Genomic DNA, 16,350 nt, shown 5'->3' on the forward strand with positions numbered 1-16,350 from the left:
CGTGTCGAACACGTCGACGTCGAGAGCTTCCTGCTCCTCATCGACTCCGCCGGCGCCGGTGGGCAGCTCGTCGGCATCCGTGGAGACGTCATCGGGCGTCTCGTCGCGGTGGCGAGAGAAGAACTTGGTGCTGATGATGCTCACTGGGAACCTCCGGCAGTGATCGGGGCGGGGCGGTGGGACTTAAGCGGAGACGGCACCGGACACTCGCCCGGTGCCGTCCCCTGCGCGCTCATCGAGGTCACAGCGCTTCTCGGACCTCGTTGGGGATGCGCAGGTGCCGCGGGAGGACCAGGCCGAGCGGGAGCGCGGCGGCGAAGGCGGAGTCCTGCGATCCGTAGGCCGGTCGCATCCGCAGCCGTGCGGCGGAGGTGAGGGAGTCGACGGCGGCACGCGCTTCGGGCTCCTGCGTGCGCTGCATCGTCGTGGCGGTGACGATCAGGCCGAAGTTCATCAGCCCGGCGCCGGAGGCTTCCTCCGCGGCTGTCGCCTGCGCCGAGCGCGTCGAGAGCGTCGAGCGCGCGGTCGGCTTGGTCGAGGCCGAGGAGTTGAACTGTGCAGCGTTGAGGTCCGCTTCCACGAGCGCTGCGGCGCGGGCGGGGTCGATGGGGCGGTAGAGCAGGGTGACGCGCTTGCGGGCGATGTCGCGATGCGGGGCGAGCAGACGGGCGAGGATGCCGGCCTGCACGACGCCGCGCGGCGGGGCGGTCATCGTCCACGACGTCGACACGGCTCCGTCATGCCGATAGGAGTCCCAGTGGGCTTCGGCCGCGGCGGGGCCGACGTCGGTCCAGGAGAGGTCGGCTGTCTCGCCCGCAGCGCGGGCCTGGTCGATCAGCACCGCAGCGTCGGGGTCGTAGGCGGTGCGGATGACCTCGCACAGCTCCTGCGCGTTCAGAGGCCGAGCAGCACCGGCGCCGGTCGCTGCGAGCGAGTTCGTCAGGCCGGGAATGCGCGCGGAAAGATCCGCAGCCACTTCCTTGGCGTTGCGGCGCTTTCCGCCGATCCGAGCCGTGGCCGTGAAGGTGAGCGCGATGTACGCGCGGATGGTCGCGGAGCCGACCGGGTAGCTGTCCACGACCTCAGCGAGCATCGCTCGAGCGAATAGCGGGGCGTCGGGGTCCATCGACCCTTCGACCTCCCCGCGCAGCCGGGTGCCGGTGTCCGGAGCCGTCTCGACAGTGACGGAGGCGGCTTCGATACCGGGCTCGTCTCCGAGGTTGGCGAGCCAGATGCCGTACTCCGCGACCTGGTTGTTGATCTGCTCCTGATCCACCAGCGCGGCGCCGTCCGGCTCCGTCGCCAGGACCACGGTGAAGTGCTTCGTCATGGGGGTGCTGATCAGCGCGAACCGGCGGCCGTGGGAGTCCTCGTGCTCGGTGAGCTGCGAGGGTGCGGCCAGGCCAGGCAGCTGGAACGTCCCCCACTTCGCGCGGCCGATCGGGCCGGAGCGGTAGATGTTCGCTCCCTTGCTCTTGGTGCGCCACCAGTTCACGCGGACCACCGTCCTTCCCAGGGCTGATTGCCCGTGCTTGTCCTTGACCGAGACGGTCAGGAGGATGCCGCCGAAGATCCCAGCGACGATGAGTGCCGGCCCGAGGCCGGCGAACATGGACGCGACGATCGAGGACAAGATGCCCACGAACATCACGAGGGTGGCGAGCTGCCCGAGCCCGCCGAGGCCGGCGGTCTGGGGCTTTCGCCAGTTGCCGTAGGTGCGAGCCTTGACCGGCTCAGGTGCGGTAGTGGTCATGGTCTAGCTCCCGTTCTGATTGCTGCCCGTGGCGTCGTCGGTGGCCGACTTCACGGCTCCCGCCGCGTGCTTGGCGCCTTCGGCGGCCTTCATCGCGACGGCGACACCGGCGCCGATCGGCCCAGCGGCGGCCACGCCACCTGCGGCCGCTCCGCCTCCGGCTGCCGCTCCGGCACCCGCTCCTGCACCCGCTCCGGCACCCGCTCCGCTTGTTGCAGCTCCCGCACCGCCGGTAGGCGCCGCACCCGCTGCACCCATCCCGGATGACGACGCTGGCGATCCCGGAGAGGAGTTACTTCCGGTCGGTCCGTTCGTCGACGAGCCGCCGCCTCCGCCTCCGGACTTTCCGCCCCCGTTGCTAGCCCGGATCGCACCGGTGGCAATGTCTCCGGCCCCGCTCACCGCTGCTGCGCCGAGCAGGAGTCCTGCGCCGCCGCCGCCACCAACCGAGGCGATAGCAGGAACGAGGAAGCGCATCAGCGCAGGTAGGGCAATGAGCGCGATCAGCATCAGTGCGAGGCCCGTGACAATCTGGAAGAGGCCAGTGCCGTCCGACTTGAACAGGTCGGTGCCGGTCATCCGGAACGCGATCGCGTAGACGATCGCGGCGGCGGGCTTGTAGAGGATGAAGGCGAGAGTCCAGGCCATCGCCTTCTTGAACCACTGCTGACCGATTTCGGTGTTCGTCGCGGCCGCGGCGACGGGGAAGATGCCGGCGAGGACGACGAGCATCGCGCCGCGGAAGATCATCAGAGCGATCTGGATATAGGTCATCAGGACGGCGAGCATGCCGAGGAAGAACAGACCGATCAGGCCGATGGGCGCGGTCGCGGTGAGGCTGATCATCGCGAAAATGTTGGTGCCGAAGCAGTTGCTCTCACCGTTGGTGACGTCGCAGTTGGTGGAGTTGTTGAGGATCCAGATGGAGAAGGCGTCACCCGCCTGCGTGGCGAGACGGATTACGACGAGGCCGGCCCCGGCGACAGCGATCAGCGTCAGCACGGAGCGGGCGAGGGTGCGCAGCTCGCCCGCGCGCTGCGTCCAGACCATGCGGCCCGCGGCGACGAGGATCGAGAGGATTGCAAGGCCGCCGGCGTACCACTCGAGCTGCCCCTGCACCCAGCCGACCACGCTCGAGGATTCATTGAGGTGCATCGCCAGCGGGAGGAACCCAGCTACGAGCGCGGATGCCGAGGAGAGCAGGAACACGGCGAGGATGATGACGCCGATGCGGCCCATGTGCGCCTCGCCGTCGCCGTGGCGACGACGGCTGCTCATCATCACGCCAGCGATGATGAGCGACATGACGGCGAGGCCCGCGGCGACCCACGTCACGTAACCGAGGATCGTCTCGAATGCCTCAGGCAGCGGCGGGGTTCCGCCGCCGTTGACGCCGCCTCCCCTGTCGACCACGGTCACCGGGGAGGGGACGTTCACCCAGAGGGTGCCTAGCGAGACAATCGCTTTGCCGTAGCCCTCGAGGATGTTGTTCACGAATTGCTGCAAGGCATCGTTCGATGCCTGAGAGACGATTTCACCGAGGCCCTGACCGGCCTGGCATCCGAGGTCCCAGAAGTCGCAGGGGGCGTCCGTAGCGGCGGCGGGGTTCACTCAACACCCGCCCATGGCACGTAGCCACCCAGGCTCTGCAGGGTGACCGGGCGGTAGGAGCTCTGGCCGTCGTCGGTGAGCTGGACTTTCCAGTCGCCCTCCGACCAGCGCAGCTCCGTTGCGATACTCATCTGTACTCCCGTGTTCAGGCGGAACGCGATATCGATCGTCGCGGCGTCGCCGGTGTAGGCCAGCGTCTTGAAACCGATGATCTGAGCGCTCAGTCCGTTGCTTGTGTTGGAGCTCTGGCGAGCCATTGCCGCATCGCGGCCAGGCCCGGGGACCGAGAGCTTGTCGGTGATGGAGTCGCCAAGGCTTCCGTTGGTACCCATCGCCCAGATGTTCGCCGTGGCGAACAGGGCACCCTCCACCGTGTGCGCGTAGCAGCGGCGGAGCCCGTCGCTGTCGGTCACACCCGGGCCGACGTCGGCGCCTCCGGGAGCGGCCATCGTGCCGACGATGGTCCATTCGGTCACGGGGGCGGCGGTGAGGGTGCCGCTCTCTTCGTACCCGGGAAGTCCGCAGACGCTTGCGGCGTCCGCGTCGGCCTCGGGCGTCGCCGCGCTCGTCGGCGTCGCGGTGGTGGCGGGCGCGCTCTGCTGCCCGCCACCACCGCCGAGGGACGTGACAGCGAGCAGAATCGCCGCCAGTACGAGGACTCCGAAGATGATCGCTCCGAAGATGAATCCTCGACTGGTGAAGGGGCTGCGGGATCCCGTGTCGCTCATGACGTCGTGCCTTTCGTTGATCGGTTGGTTTCCCCGGGACGCTACGCGCCCATCAGGAAGCCAACGATCGTGAACGCGGCGGACACGATGATCACGCCGACGAGCAGGCGGCCGAGCCAGCCGCCGATTTCTCCGCCTTCGCCGCGGCGGGCGGAGACGGTCATGGTGACGCCGAGGATGATCAGGCCGACGACGGCGACGCCGAGGCCGACCCACTTGGCCCAGCCCATGACGGTGGTGAAGGCCTCGAACCCGGGGGGCATGCCGCCGGGGCCCGGGTCGGGCACGACACCGGCGAGGGCGCCGGCGGCGGTGATCAGCTCGGAGGAGAGAGCGAGAACAGACATGGTGTGCTCCGTTTTCTTGGTTGGTGGTGCGGGGTTATCGGTGCCGCCGGTTGGGGCGCCGAGAAGGTCCGGTTATCCGGCGAGGGTGAGAGGGGCGTCGGTGAAGCCCATGTCGAAGTGCAGGTGGTTCGGGGTGTCGTAGAACCCGCCGATGTTCGTGTAGTGGGTCGAGCGGCACTGGATCTGGCCGGCCCGCGAGCCGTTCGGCACCTGGGGGTCGAGGACGCTGAGCAGCTGCAAGGCGTTCGCGTCGCAGCCCGTAGTGGCGGTGCCGTTGAATGCGGTGAAGTCCACCGCGTGACCGCCGCCGTCGATGTAGTGGGAGGAGGCGGTGCCCGCCCCTAGCCCGGTCTCGTTCGTGCACTTGCGGTTGAGGTCGGAGACGCCCACCGTGTCGAACGTGTTCAGCGCAATGGTGATGATCTGGAGGATGCGGACGTCGAGGCCGCAGTCTGCCGACGCGGTGCCCGCGGCGACGTCGCGGACCTGCTGCGCGTAGCGGTCCTCGAGGAAGCGCAGACGCCCCTCATCCATCGCCTTCACGAGGCCCTGCGCGAGAGCTTGCGCATCGCCGGAGATAGCCGCGCATCCGGCGGCCACGGGGGGCGGCGTGGCTGTCGACGTCGACACGGGCACTGCGGCCCCGGTCGTCGCGGCCGGGGTGCTGCCGAGGCCGGCGAGGTAGGCCATGATCGCCACGGCGTCGGCGCGGTACTTCGTGTAGTGGTTCGGGTCGGCGTTGCGCTGGACTTCGTTGATCGCGATGGAGGGCTCCATCGTCTGCCAGCCCTCGACTGCCACGAGGCGGTCGTAGAAGAAGCCCGCGGAGGTCGTGGGGTCCATGCGCTGCTCGACGGTGCCCCAGCTCGACTGCTGCTGGAACAGGCCGATCGAGTCAGCGACCGAGCCGTCCGGGTTGATCGCCCCGTCCCCGTAGTTGATGTTCACCAGCGAGGACTCACCGATCGCCGTCTGCACGCCGAGCGTCTGCCCGTCCGCGCCGAGGCCCTTCGCGGCCCCGGCGTTGACGATCAGGCCCGCGTTGACGAGCTGATCGTGGCCGTAGCCACCGACTCGAGCATCTGCCGGGATCGCGGCCACGTTGACCGGTCCCCCGCCCGGCAGACATGCCGCAGCGGCCGAGCCGCCGAAGAACAGCACCCACAGGAGCATCGCGATCGCGACGACGGGCACCATGATCGCTGCCAGCACCCCCACTCCCCCCTTCGCCACCGGGTTACTCCGATGCCAAGGGGGTGATCTGCTCGACAGCCCACGGAGAGGTGTCGAGGGGGCGGTGCACGTACACCGAGTAGTCGCCGGCATCCGTGGGGACCAGGACGCGCGCGGTGTAGGCACCGTCGGTGTCCCGAATCTGCGCGGTACCGGTGACGCCCGTGCAGGGCACGTTCGCCGGGTCGACGGTTTCGTAAGCAACCGCCGCAGCCTGCGACAGCACCGGGTACAGCTCAGCGATCCACGTGTCGTAGTCGAGGGACGGGCGACAGAACAGTGTCACTGCGCGGGTCGCGAGAGCCGTCGAGTCGGTTTCGGCATCCGGGTCAGCTTCGGCGTCGTGGTCGTGCGGCACCGACTCGGCATCGGGCGTTTCCTCAGCGGATGCCTCAACGGAGGGCGTGGCCGATACAGAAGGAGTCGAGCCTGAGGACGTTTGCACCGCCGGTTCGCTGCTCGAGCAACCCGCCAAGGCGAGCCCGACTGCGACGGCGACCGCGCCGAGCTGAACGCTGTTGCGCTGCCGTGTGTGCTTCATGCCGGTGGTCCCCTTCATCGCCGTGAGCACCAACCTAGACCAGAAATGCCCGTTTGGACACTCGCGAGTTGCCCAAATGGGACACTGCCTGTCTACACTGACGGCAGGCGACACCCGCCGACCTAGAATCGTGGTGTGGAGGTGGACTCAACGAACGTCAATGCCGCAATAGGCGAGGCCGTCAAGAGCGCCATCTACGAAGCCGGTTTCAACGTGAAGGCTGCGGCCGAAAGAGCCGGCCTCCCCTATCGGACCGTCCTCCGCTACATCAAGGGCGAGCGAGATATGCCGGTACCGGTACTTCTTGCCCTCGTGCACGCCACCAACGCCGACCTGGATGCACTCGTGAAGCAACTTCGCGGGCGCGTAGCCTTCAAGGAGTTGGTTGGCTACGTCGTAGACGGAAACACCACGGGTGAAGAATCCAGCGCACTCCGGCCCGCCGAACTGGCGCGCCGTCTCTCGCTCGTTTTCAACTCACGTGGCCTCGATGCGACCTCTTCCCGCACCAAAATCTCCGAGATCCTTCTCCTCAGCGGGGCCTCGATCGACCGCCAAGAATGGGGCCTGCTCATGACCGGGCAACTCCCCTCCGCGCCGAGAGTCGACGTACTCTTCGCCGTGGCCGAAGCACTCGACATCGACCCTGACTACCTCCTTCGCGACGATCCCGAGCTGGTCGAAGCCGTGGAGGCGCGGCTGGGATTCGACGGTGCCATGCGCACCCTCGGCATCGAGCGCGTCGCTGCGCGTTCCCTCGGCACGATTGAGCCCGCCGAGCTGCGCGGCATCGCTGCCGTCGTCTCCGAAATCGTCACCGAGCTGCGCCGCTAGCGCACGCTCCGCCCCGCCGGGCTCGCAGCTTCGCCCTGCGCGCAATGCCGTCTAAAGTGGATGAGCTTGTCCCGGCCAGGCGAACGGAGTCCACCTATGGCGTCAGACTCCACGGAACGAGGCCGCGGCCGGTGGCGGATGCTCCGCCGCAACGGCCAGGGTCGCAGCGGCTCCATCGTCCAAGCCGCCGACGAGTTCGTAGCGCAGCTCGCCCTTCCCGCGGCCGCGACGTGGGATGACCTGCAAGCGGCTGTCGAGAAGGTCTACGGCAAGCCCATCTACTTGATCGCCTCCGCCAGCACTGCCTTCAAAACGGTCACCGGCTTGTGGATCGACACGGCCGAGTTCGGCACCGTCGTCTGCCGAGAGAGCGACGAGCTGCACTACCAAAGCCAGAACGCCTGCCACGAGCTCGCTCACATCCTCTTCGTCTACGCTCCCGACGCCTGGTTCAGCGAGCAGATCCCGCGCCTGGTGCACCCCGACCGCAGGGCCGGCGCCACGCACCTCTGCGCGCCTACCGACGATCCGGACAGTGTGGAAGCCAAGGCGGAGATTGCAATCGAAGAAGTAGCCTTCGCCATGGTCCGCCGCATCCAAACACTCAATAGGACGAGCGAAGAAACGTATTTCGGATGATCCAGCAGGTATGCCTCGCGCTCCTCATCGCCCTGGTGATGGTGCGCGCGCCCCGTGCCATCGCGTCACCCGCCGGTCGCCCCGCGTTCTGGGCCACCGTCAGCGGCATCGTCGCCCTCTCCACCTACGGCTGGCCAGTCCCGTTCGACACCTACGACACCCTGTTGGGTGGATCCAACGTGATCACCCTCGTCCGCGACCTCGCGGCCACGTCCGCATTCTGGTTCTTCCGTGAAGCTCTCGGACGTCGCGCCGGCGGCGAAGGCCGCATCGGCAGCCGGTGGGGCCTCGCCCTCATGTTCGGCTCTTACATCGTCCCGTTCCTGCTCATCCGCGACCGCGGAGACACGAGCAAGGACTTCATCATCGATCGCCTCGACCAGACGGCCGTGTGGCTCTACGGATCGGCCTACATGGCGACTCTCGTGTGGTTGTCCGTCTCCTCGATCATCAACGCCCGCCGCAACTGGCGCGGAGTGCAGGTCGTGTTCACCACCGGCTTCGCCGTGACAACCGTGGGATGCCTGATCGAAATCGGCTTCCTTACCGCCTCGCACTTCGGATACGGCGGAGACGCCTTCCGCTACTCCGCATGGAATGCTGCAGAAATCCCCTTCTTCCTCGGGCTGCTCATCATCATGCTGGGCATCGGATGGACCGCGATCGTTCTCCCCATCCGCCACCGCCTCGTCGTCGCTCGCGCGTCGCGCTACGCCGTCCGCCACAACCTCATCGAGCGGCCGACCATCACCACCTATCTCGGAGAGCGCCGACTCATCGCTCACGCTCAGCAGGTGCTCGTGAGCACCAAGAACGCTCAGGTTCGAGGGGACATCGACCTCACTCCCGCCGCGTGTGCTGCGCTCGAGCGCCTGCGGGCGCTCATCTCACCCGACCGGGCATTCACCCCTCGGGTCATCGGCGGCAACGGCATCGGGAAGGCCGCGTAGCCCTCGTGGGAGCCCTCTGGATCGCGATCCCCGCCGCCGTCGTCGGTGCCGCTGGCGCCGGGATCGTCGCGACCGTGGCCGGCCGCGTCATCCGACCCCAGCGCAGCAAGCCGACACCAATCGCCGCCGTTCCGGCGCCCGATCGCATCGTGCTCGCGCCCACGCCGATCACCAAGCAGGACGGTACCCTCGGGCTGCTCTACGACGACGAATCTCGGCACGCTGTTCTCGGCCCGATTCTGCGCACCGGAGCGGACGGCATCGAGCGAACGCTGACCGTCCCTCCCGGCAGCCCCTCCCCCGCCGCCGGCTCCGTCAGCCGACCAATCGGCAACGTGTTCGCCACGGCGAAAGAACTTGACCCCGAGGCCCGGGAGGTTCCGGTCGCAACTGAGCTGGGCGACGCGCCCGCGTGGTTGTTCCCCGGCGACGGAGACGCCGCGAGCACCTGGGCGATCCACGTTCACGGCAGCCTGTCCGGACGAGACGGCGCTTTCCGCTCCGTTCACGCCCTCAGAAGGACCGGGTACACCTCACTGGTCCCCTCGTTCCGAGGCGACGGAGAAGGCCCGCCTGCGCCGCTGGATGCCTTCACCCTGGGGCAGACGGAGTGGCCCGACGTCGACGCCGCGATCGCTCTCGCGCTCGAGCGCGGAGCCCGCCGCGTCCTGCTCGTGGGCTGGTCGAGCGGAGCGTCGATCGCTCTGCGCCTCGCTACGAGCTCGGCGCACCGCTCGCAGATCGCCGGGCTGATCCTCGTCTCCCCCGTCCTCAGCTGGCGCAGCAGCGTGCTCTACAGCGCCGCCAATGCCGGCGTCCCCCGCGTCATCGCCTCCGCGGCCATAGCCGCCCTCGCGACGCCGATCCTCAGCCGCCTCCTCGGGTCGCCGGTTCCGTTGGACTTCCACGCTCTCGACTGGACCCGAGCGTCAGTGCAAGTCCCCGTGCCTGCACTCCTGATCCACTCCGAAGGTGACCGCACCACCCCGTTCAGCGACTCCCGTGCGTTCAGCCAGACGCACGAGCAGGCTCCTCTCGTGCCCGCCCGGCCCTCCGCTCACGCCCTCGAATGGAACGCTGACCCGGCTGTCTTCGAGAAGGCCGTCACAACCTGGTGCGCAGCCACGCTCTGACGCCCCGTCAAAAGCTAGATAGCCAGATACCTATATAGGTATCTGGCTATCTAGTACCACGCGGCTGGCTAGGCCAGCGGGTTGCGATCGCGGTACTCGCGCAGCGCCGACTCCACAATGTCGCGCTTGGTTCGTCCTGTTGCGACGCGCAGGTCCTCGACGTAGTACGACAACTCCGCCTCGATATCGGCGTGCAGAACCTCCGTAGGCGCCTTCCGCGGCCGAGAACGAGGAGCCGTGGCACCCGTTCGCGCCGGGGCCGACGTCGCCGGTGCGGCCGCAGCAGGAGCCGGCGCCGGGCGCGGCTTCGAGTCGATCGGGTCGCGCCGGTCCGGCGCCGGCTGTGCCCGTCGAGCGGGAAGGCTCTGGGGGCGGTCCTCGTTGGTCATCGGATCACCTTTCGTGCGAGTTCTCGGTATGCCTGGGCGACGGGGGCTCCCTTGCGGAAGCGGCCGTACCAGTCGTGCGAGTACCGGACCTCCCCCACGATCGTCCGATGGGGAATGAGCGGCGTCAGCAGAAGGCCCGTCCCCCGCATCTGCTCGATGCTGTGGGTCGCCTCGCGCGGCGTCACCGTCTCCTTGTAGCCGCCAACGATGATCCCGGCCTCAGCGACCGCCTGGCGGCCGCTGGTGGCGTTGTAGCGCATCACGCTCTCCTGTGCCCCCAGGAACCCGTCTACGCCGTCAGCGGTCGGGGTGGCCGCGTAGATCACCGACTCGGCGGCCGTCAGCGCGTTGTAGATCAGCGACCCGCCCTGACGGTTGGGGCAGTCGATGATCACCAGATCGGCGGGGACACCCTCGAGGGAGTCGGCCAGACGATGCCCGACCTCCCCCGGGTCGTCCGTCTCGCGCGCGCTGACGCTGCGGTCGGATGGGATGACTCGAAGGTTCTCGTGGAACGGCGACGGCACGGCCAGCTCGTCCGCCCATCCCCGGGGGTCCTGGTTGCCGAGGATCGCCCCGACGTCGAGTCCGACGTCGACGGGCTGCGCGTCGAGCCACTTCGTCGTCGCCCCGCGCGGATCGAGGTCGATCAGGATGACGCGCTTGCCGTCCTCCGCCGCCACCGTTGCCAGGGAGACGGCGGTGGTGCTCTTCGTCGCGCCACCGCTCTCGCTGTAGATCATCATCGTCTGCATGGCAGCAACCTATCTGGATATCTACACAGATAGCAAGCTACCCAGATACCTATATAGGTATCTTGGTAGGACACGCCCGACTCAGTGCCCGCCTGCCCGCCCGCTGACTGGCGCGTGGTCGCATGTCGGTGGAGTCGACCTACACTCGAACGCATTCGAACACACGTTCGACTAAGCGAGGGAGGGCGACATGAGTGTCACCGTCGTGGACCGCATAGCCACACCCGCCGAGGAGGCCGTCTCCATCGCCTTCCTCGTCACCGGCGACGCGGTGGCCGCAGGCTTCCCATCGCCGGCGCAGGACTACTTCGACGGCTCTCTCGACCTCAACGACCACCTGATCCGAGACAAGACCTCGACCTTCATCGTCCGAGTGTCCGGCGAGAGCATGACCGGCGCCGGCATCAGCGACGGCGACGAGCTCGTGGTCGACCGATCGATCACACCCACGCACGGCAGCGTCGTCATCGCGATCCTGGACGGCGAGCTAACCGTCAAACGGCTCGAACTACACCGCGGGGGAGTAGTGCTGCGCGCAGAGAACCCCGACTACCCCCCGATCCTCGTCCCCGAGCTGAGCGACCTCCAGGTGTGGGGCGTCGTCACCGTCTGCCTTCACCGGCTCCACCGTGCGCTCTGAGCGGCGCATCGGCCTCATTGACGTCAACAGTTTTTACGTTTCCTGTGAGCGGCTGTTCGATCCCAAGCTGAGCGGTCGGCCTGTCGTCGTCCTGTCCAACAACGACGGGTGCGTGGTCGCCCGGAGCGACGAGGTGAAGCAGCTCGGCATCGAGAACGGCACCCCCTGGTTCAAGATCGAACCCCTGATCCGCGCCGGCCGGCTCCCCGAGGTCATCGCCCGCTCGAGCAACTACGAGCTGTACGGCGAACTCTCCGCCCGCGTCATGGAGCTGCTGGGCCGGTACTCCGCGTGGCAGGAGGTCTACTCGATCGATGAGAGCTTCGTCGGCGTCGACGGAGACGTGACAGAGCGCGAGAAGATCGGCCGCGCAATGCGCGCCGCCGTCGCGAAGAACGTCGGCCTGCCGGTCTGCGTGGGCTTCGGGCCGAGCAAGACCCTCGCGAAGTTCGTCAACAAGGGCGGTGCGAAGAAGCACTTGAGCCTCGGGGGAGTATGCGACACCGACTGGTACACGCCCGAGCAGATGGACGGCCTCATGGCCTCCCAGCACGTCACCGAGCTGTGGGGAGTCGCCAGCCGCACCGCGAAGCGCCTCGCAGAGCTGAACATCCACACGATCCGCGACCTCCGCGACGCCGATCCCATTCTCATCCGCAAGAAGTTCTCCGTCGTCTTGCAGCGCTCCGTCTATGAGCTGCGCGGAATCGACTGCATCCCGCTCGAGGCCGCCCGCACCGTCCGGGACCAGCTGATCTTCTCGCGCTCGTTCGCCACTCCGGTGACGACGATCGCGGACATGGAACAGGTGCTCTCCGTCTACGCGCAGCGCGCCGCGCACCGCCTCCGGGCGCAGGGATCGGTCACCAAGACGATGAGTGTGTTTGCGTCGACGTCGCCCTACGCCGACGCGCCCTACGAGTCCGCCGGCGGCATGGCCGGCTTCCCCGTCCCCACCGACGACCCCGTGACCATCGTCAAGGCCGCCACCGGCACTCTCGTGCCCAGGCTGCGCGAGGGCGCCCGCTACGTGCGCGCCGGCGTCATCCTCACCAACCTGTCCGCGAAGGGCTCTCACGCCCTGCTAGACGTGTTCGACAACGACTTCGACACCAAGGGCATCGGCGCCACGATCGACGCCGTGACCAAGCGCCACGGCCGCGCTGCGGTCGGGCTTGGCCTCGCCGGCATCCGCAAAGGACCGGTATGGACGATGAAACGCGAAGCGCTGTCTCTGCGCGCGACGACGCACTGGGGAGAGCTGGCAACCGCGCACGCGCGGTGACCTCTGTCGGCGGCTCTCCCGCTGCGATAGAATGTTCTATAGGAGGTGGTTGCCATGTCAATCGCTGAGAAGCCCGATGGGGACACCGTTCGCCGGCTGCGCAGCTTGCAGGTCGTGACGCGCGTGTCCTACCTTCGCGCGCTGCGCGCCGTGGCCCAGGACACCACGCAAAAGCAGCTCGCCAGTCAGATCGGTATCTCTCAACCCTCCGTCAACAGCGCCCTGAAGTCCGCGGCCGCGGTTCCCGACGTGCGCCCCGGGTTCTCCGGCGCGACGCCCTACGAGATTGCCCAGCGCTACGACGCGGGGGAGTTGACGAGGGAGCAGGTCATCGATGAGCTTGGCCGCTGGTCGTATCGCCCCGGATCGCCCAGCGACGGCTACGACTGGACCACCTTGGACCCGGGGGAGTTCGCGGAGGTCCGGCGTGCGCTCAGTGAGCACCTGATCGAGGCAGACACCTACGACGAGATCCTGGACCGGTACTGCGAGCAAGGTCGGTGACGGGGGAGGACTCGTCAGCGATCGCCACGCACCGCGAAACGGTGCGCGCGTGGGCGCGAGCGGGAGGCCCACTGAGCCCGGCGAGCGAGCGCGCGACGGTCAACAATCGCGACTGGTTCCGCCGGGACCCTGACGGGGTATTCGAGCCGCGCGCTGCACGCCAGCTGCTCCACAACCGCCTCCTAGCCGAGTATCGCGCACAGTTCCCTGACGTGCGTCACGAGCGAAAGGCGATCATCCTCGCCGGCCCGCCCGGAGCCGGGAAGTCGACCGTCCTCGCAGACGTGCTCGGCTCCGACCGCAGCGCCTGGCTCACCGTCGACGCCGACGAGTTCAAGCGGGCGTTACTCACCGAAGCGATCAAGGACGGCAGCTACGACCGCGCCATCCTGCCGCCGGAGGTCCGCGCCGCCGAGGCGGCGGGGGAGAAGTTCTTCCCGCTCGAGCTGGCCTCCCTCGTGCACGAAGAATCCTCCCTCCTTGCGACGGAGCTGCGCCAGGTAGCGATGCGAGAAGGTCAGAACGTCGTCATCGACACCGTGCTCTCCTCGCCCGACAAGGCCGTCGAGCTGGGGCAACAGTTCGCGGCCGCCGGCTACAGCGTCGAAGTGATCGACGTCGAGGTCCCATTCGAGCTGTCCGAAGCGCGGATCGCCGGCCGCTGGCAGCAGTCCTACGAGCGCGCCCTCGCCGGCGCCGATGAGCTCGGCGGCCGATGGGTTCCCAGCGAGTACGCCCGCAACGTCTACGCCGGACCCGAGGGCCGCTCCCTCCCCGAGTTCGCCGCTGAACAGCTCGCGGAAACCGGCGCGACCGTGATGCGGTTCCGCCGGTTCAACACCCCCGGCGAAGGACAGCCGCGCACTCTCGACGTCGACCAGTCCCGCACCGCGTTCGGGCGCCCCTTGGTCGACACGGCCCTCGTGCAGACACGCGCCGCAGCCGCTCAGAGCTTCCCCACGAGCAGAAGGCCCACCCGCGGCCCTGACCACGGAGGGCTCGGCCGCTAGCCCAGCCCCACCACACCCGGCACGTTTCGCAGGCCGGGCGCTCTGTCATCCCCTGTACCCCGCTCAGCGCGGCGTAGACGCCCGTTCCGGGGGCGCGAGGGTCCTCGCGCAGCGTCGCTCCGCGACGCCGTGGGGAGGCCGCACAGCGGCCCATCCTTCGGGTTTTCTTCACCTCTCCGCGGTCTCAACCTATTTCGCTCCACCGGCTGCGTGCCACCGATCCCGGACGCGCCCTCCGGGCTTATTTCGCCCGTGATCGGCGTCACTCCGCCGCCTCCACTCAAACGGTCATTCCCGCCGGAGAGGCAAAGAAAAACGATCAGCCAGAGGGAGAGACGCCATGAGCGAGCAGCGCGGCACACGTACCGAAGTCATCAAGAGCGAGAACCACGGACCCGGGGCCGAGGGGATCAGCCGGACAGCGCGTCAGGTGGTCATCGTCGGCGCCGGTGGCCGTGATCCGGTGACCGAGCAGACGCCCGCCGTGCACCTGGTCACCCGTCAGGGCCGCGCGGGGCTCCCCGGGGTGACGTTGCAGCACTTCGAGCCCGTCGAGCCGCTGGCCGCGGGCCTCGTCGGCTACATGGCCTCCGGTGCCTACGTCGTCGTGCCGGTCGCCGTCGCCCGGGCGCTCGACCTGTTCCCGGCCGCGTACGCGCTGCACGACCGCAGCGAGACGCCCGCCGACTACCTCGCCAACGACTGATCACCGACCCGAGAAGGAGACAGAGCATGCTCACCATCACCCACACCCCCGAGGCCGGAACGATCATCGAGGGCACCAGCCGCGGAGACGGCACCGCCGAAATCTTGAAGGCGTCCGGCTGGCGCTGGGGTCGCTCCATCACCGCCTGGTACGTCCCGCAGTCCCGCGACCGCCTCCCGAAGTGGTGGACCATCAACCGCGCCGCGACCGCGCTGCGCGAGGCCGGCCACGTCGTCACGATCGACGCCGCCGAGACGTTCCGGCCCACGGCCGAGGCCGAGGCGGACAAGATCGAGCGCCAGGCCGCCCGCGTCGACGCGCTCGATGCGAAGGCCGACCGGCGCGCCGCGGACGCCGACACCGCCGACGAGGCCGCGCGCCGCGCGTTCGACCGGCTCCCGGAGGGCGGCGAGCCGATCAAGATCGGCCACCACTCCGAAACGCGACACCGCAACGCGATCGAGAAGGCCCACAACGCGATGGGCCGCAGCGTCGAGGCCGACCGCGAAGCCACCCGCGCCCGCGCCCGCGCCGACGTCGCCGCAGGGACCACCGATCACCGGTACGCGCCCGGAATGGTCGCCCGCCGCATCGAGCGGATCGCAACCGATATCCGCGGGTACAGCCGGAAGATCGAGGGCAGCTCGCACAACTTCGGCGGCGGCTACATCGAGACGACGACCCCCGCGACCGGCGCCTACCGTGAGCGGCTGCTGACCCAGCGGGCGCAGCTCGAGGACGAGCACGCCTACTGGACCGCCGTCCGCGAGGCCCAGGCCGCCGCCGGAGAGGTCACGATCCACAGCCGCGACACGATCGCCAAAGGCGACATGATCAAGCACCGTTTCGGCTGGCACATCGTGGCCCGCGTGAACCCCAAGAGCGTGACCGTCGCGCTCGACTGGAACGACACGACCCGTCCCTACAAGGTGAACTACGCCGACGTGCAGGGACACCACACCGCCGCCGAGGTCGAAGCAGCCCGCGCCGCGGCCGCCGAGAAGGCCGCCACCGAGACGGCCGCCGCGAGCTGAGGGCGGGGGCCGGCCCCCGGGCCGGCCCCCGGGCCGGCCCGTGAGGGGCGACCCCCTCACACTCCCCGGGCATCCCGTTCCGGGAGGCGCGAGCTGCACTCGCGCAGCGGCGACGGAGCACCGCCGATTGGAGGCCGCGACGCGGCCCATTCCACCCGTTTTCTTCACCTCTCCGCGGTCTCAACCTATTTCGCTCCACCGGCTCCGTGCCGCCGCTATCGGACGCGCCCTGCGGGCTTATTTCGCCCGCTATCGGCG

Annotated in this window: 18 protein-coding genes; 10 read left to right on the plus strand and 8 right to left on the minus strand. The window is 68.5% G+C overall.

Going from position 1 to position 16,350, the window contains the following annotated elements:
* Window positions 1–241: 241 nt before the first annotated feature.
* The 6 genes from C5C24_RS11830 to C5C24_RS11860 form a co-directional block, all read right to left on the minus strand.
* Window positions 242–1,753 carry an SCO6880 family protein gene (locus C5C24_RS11830; RefSeq protein WP_181065741.1) on the minus strand — a complete coding sequence of 504 codons (1,512 nt, stop codon included), beginning with the start codon at window positions 1,751–1,753 and terminating at the stop codon, window positions 242–244.
* A 3-nt stretch (window positions 1,754–1,756) separates the two neighbouring features.
* Complete coding sequence (locus tag C5C24_RS17990) at window positions 1,757–3,259, minus strand: hypothetical protein (RefSeq protein WP_181130015.1); 1,503 nt, start codon at window positions 3,257–3,259, stop codon at window positions 1,757–1,759.
* A gap of 101 nt (window positions 3,260–3,360) precedes the next feature.
* Window positions 3,361–4,092 carry a hypothetical protein gene (locus C5C24_RS11845; RefSeq protein ID WP_104277466.1) on the minus strand — a complete coding sequence of 244 codons (732 nt, stop codon included), beginning with the start codon at window positions 4,090–4,092 and terminating at the stop codon, window positions 3,361–3,363.
* Between the two features lie 41 nt (window positions 4,093–4,133).
* The gene (locus C5C24_RS11850; protein WP_104277465.1) at window positions 4,134–4,439 is read right to left on the minus strand and encodes a hypothetical protein; all 306 of its coding nucleotides are present in this window, start codon (window positions 4,437–4,439) and stop codon (window positions 4,134–4,136) included.
* A 72-nt stretch (window positions 4,440–4,511) separates the two neighbouring features.
* A complete protein-coding gene (locus C5C24_RS11855; RefSeq protein WP_104317397.1) occupies window positions 4,512–5,672 on the minus strand; it encodes a hypothetical protein in 1,161 nt (386 codons plus the stop codon).
* 4 nt (window positions 5,673–5,676) lie between these two features.
* Window positions 5,677–6,231: a hypothetical protein gene (locus C5C24_RS11860; RefSeq protein WP_146082606.1), complete on the minus strand. Its 555-nt coding sequence runs from the start codon at window positions 6,229–6,231 to the stop codon at window positions 5,677–5,679.
* A gap of 117 nt (window positions 6,232–6,348) precedes the next feature.
* On the opposite strand from C5C24_RS11860, the gene C5C24_RS11865 reads away from it, so the two are divergent.
* The 4 genes from C5C24_RS11865 (at window position 6,349) to C5C24_RS11875 (ending at window position 9,769) form a co-directional block, all read left to right on the plus strand.
* Complete coding sequence (locus C5C24_RS11865) at window positions 6,349–7,047, plus strand: helix-turn-helix transcriptional regulator (protein ID WP_104277462.1); 699 nt, start codon at window positions 6,349–6,351, stop codon at window positions 7,045–7,047.
* A gap of 138 nt (window positions 7,048–7,185) precedes the next feature.
* Entirely contained in the window at window positions 7,186–7,686 is a 501-nt protein-coding gene (locus C5C24_RS11870) for a hypothetical protein (RefSeq protein ID WP_104305036.1), read from the plus strand.
* A complete protein-coding gene (locus C5C24_RS17995) occupies window positions 7,683–8,636 on the plus strand; it encodes a hypothetical protein (RefSeq protein WP_104338040.1) in 954 nt (317 codons plus the stop codon). Before C5C24_RS11870 ends, C5C24_RS17995 begins: the two co-directional genes overlap by 4 nt.
* A gap of 5 nt (window positions 8,637–8,641) precedes the next feature.
* Window positions 8,642–9,769, plus strand: coding sequence for a S9 family peptidase (locus C5C24_RS11875; RefSeq protein ID WP_181110254.1), 1,128 nt, complete (start codon window positions 8,642–8,644; stop codon window positions 9,767–9,769).
* Window positions 9,770–9,837: 68 nt separating this feature from the next.
* Here the strand turns inward: C5C24_RS11875 and C5C24_RS17680 are convergent, their stop codons facing one another.
* On the minus strand, window positions 9,838–10,158 hold the full coding sequence (locus tag C5C24_RS17680; RefSeq protein ID WP_146082607.1) for a hypothetical protein: 321 nt from the start codon (window positions 10,156–10,158) through the stop codon (window positions 9,838–9,840).
* A complete protein-coding gene (locus C5C24_RS11880) occupies window positions 10,155–10,913 on the minus strand; it encodes a ParA family protein (protein ID WP_104305037.1) in 759 nt (252 codons plus the stop codon). The genes C5C24_RS17680 and C5C24_RS11880 overlap by 4 nt, the downstream gene beginning before the upstream one ends.
* A gap of 190 nt (window positions 10,914–11,103) precedes the next feature.
* Between C5C24_RS11880 and C5C24_RS11885 the strand changes: the two genes are divergently transcribed.
* The 6 genes from C5C24_RS11885 (at window position 11,104) to C5C24_RS11910 (ending at window position 16,092) form a co-directional block, all read left to right on the plus strand.
* Window positions 11,104–11,553: a LexA family transcriptional regulator gene (locus C5C24_RS11885; protein ID WP_104305038.1), complete on the plus strand. Its 450-nt coding sequence runs from the start codon at window positions 11,104–11,106 to the stop codon at window positions 11,551–11,553.
* Complete coding sequence (locus C5C24_RS11890) at window positions 11,543–12,838, plus strand: Y-family DNA polymerase (protein WP_104305039.1); 1,296 nt, start codon at window positions 11,543–11,545, stop codon at window positions 12,836–12,838. Before C5C24_RS11885 ends, C5C24_RS11890 begins: the two co-directional genes overlap by 11 nt.
* A gap of 54 nt (window positions 12,839–12,892) precedes the next feature.
* The gene (locus C5C24_RS11895) at window positions 12,893–13,342 is read left to right on the plus strand and encodes a hypothetical protein (protein WP_104305040.1); all 450 of its coding nucleotides are present in this window, start codon (window positions 12,893–12,895) and stop codon (window positions 13,340–13,342) included.
* Between the two features lie 212 nt (window positions 13,343–13,554).
* Window positions 13,555–14,352 (plus strand): zeta toxin family protein, encoded by a 798-nt coding sequence (locus C5C24_RS11900; protein WP_258065201.1) that lies wholly within the window; start codon window positions 13,555–13,557, stop codon window positions 14,350–14,352.
* A 340-nt stretch (window positions 14,353–14,692) separates the two neighbouring features.
* A complete protein-coding gene (locus C5C24_RS11905) occupies window positions 14,693–15,058 on the plus strand; it encodes a hypothetical protein (protein ID WP_104305041.1) in 366 nt (121 codons plus the stop codon).
* Between the two features lie 26 nt (window positions 15,059–15,084).
* Complete coding sequence (locus C5C24_RS11910) at window positions 15,085–16,092, plus strand: DUF3560 domain-containing protein (protein ID WP_104305042.1); 1,008 nt, start codon at window positions 15,085–15,087, stop codon at window positions 16,090–16,092.
* Window positions 16,093–16,350: the final 258 nt, after the last annotated feature.

It is taken from the genome of Rathayibacter sp. AY2B3, assembly GCF_002931755.1.
GTDB lineage: Bacteria > Actinomycetota > Actinomycetes > Actinomycetales > Microbacteriaceae > Rathayibacter.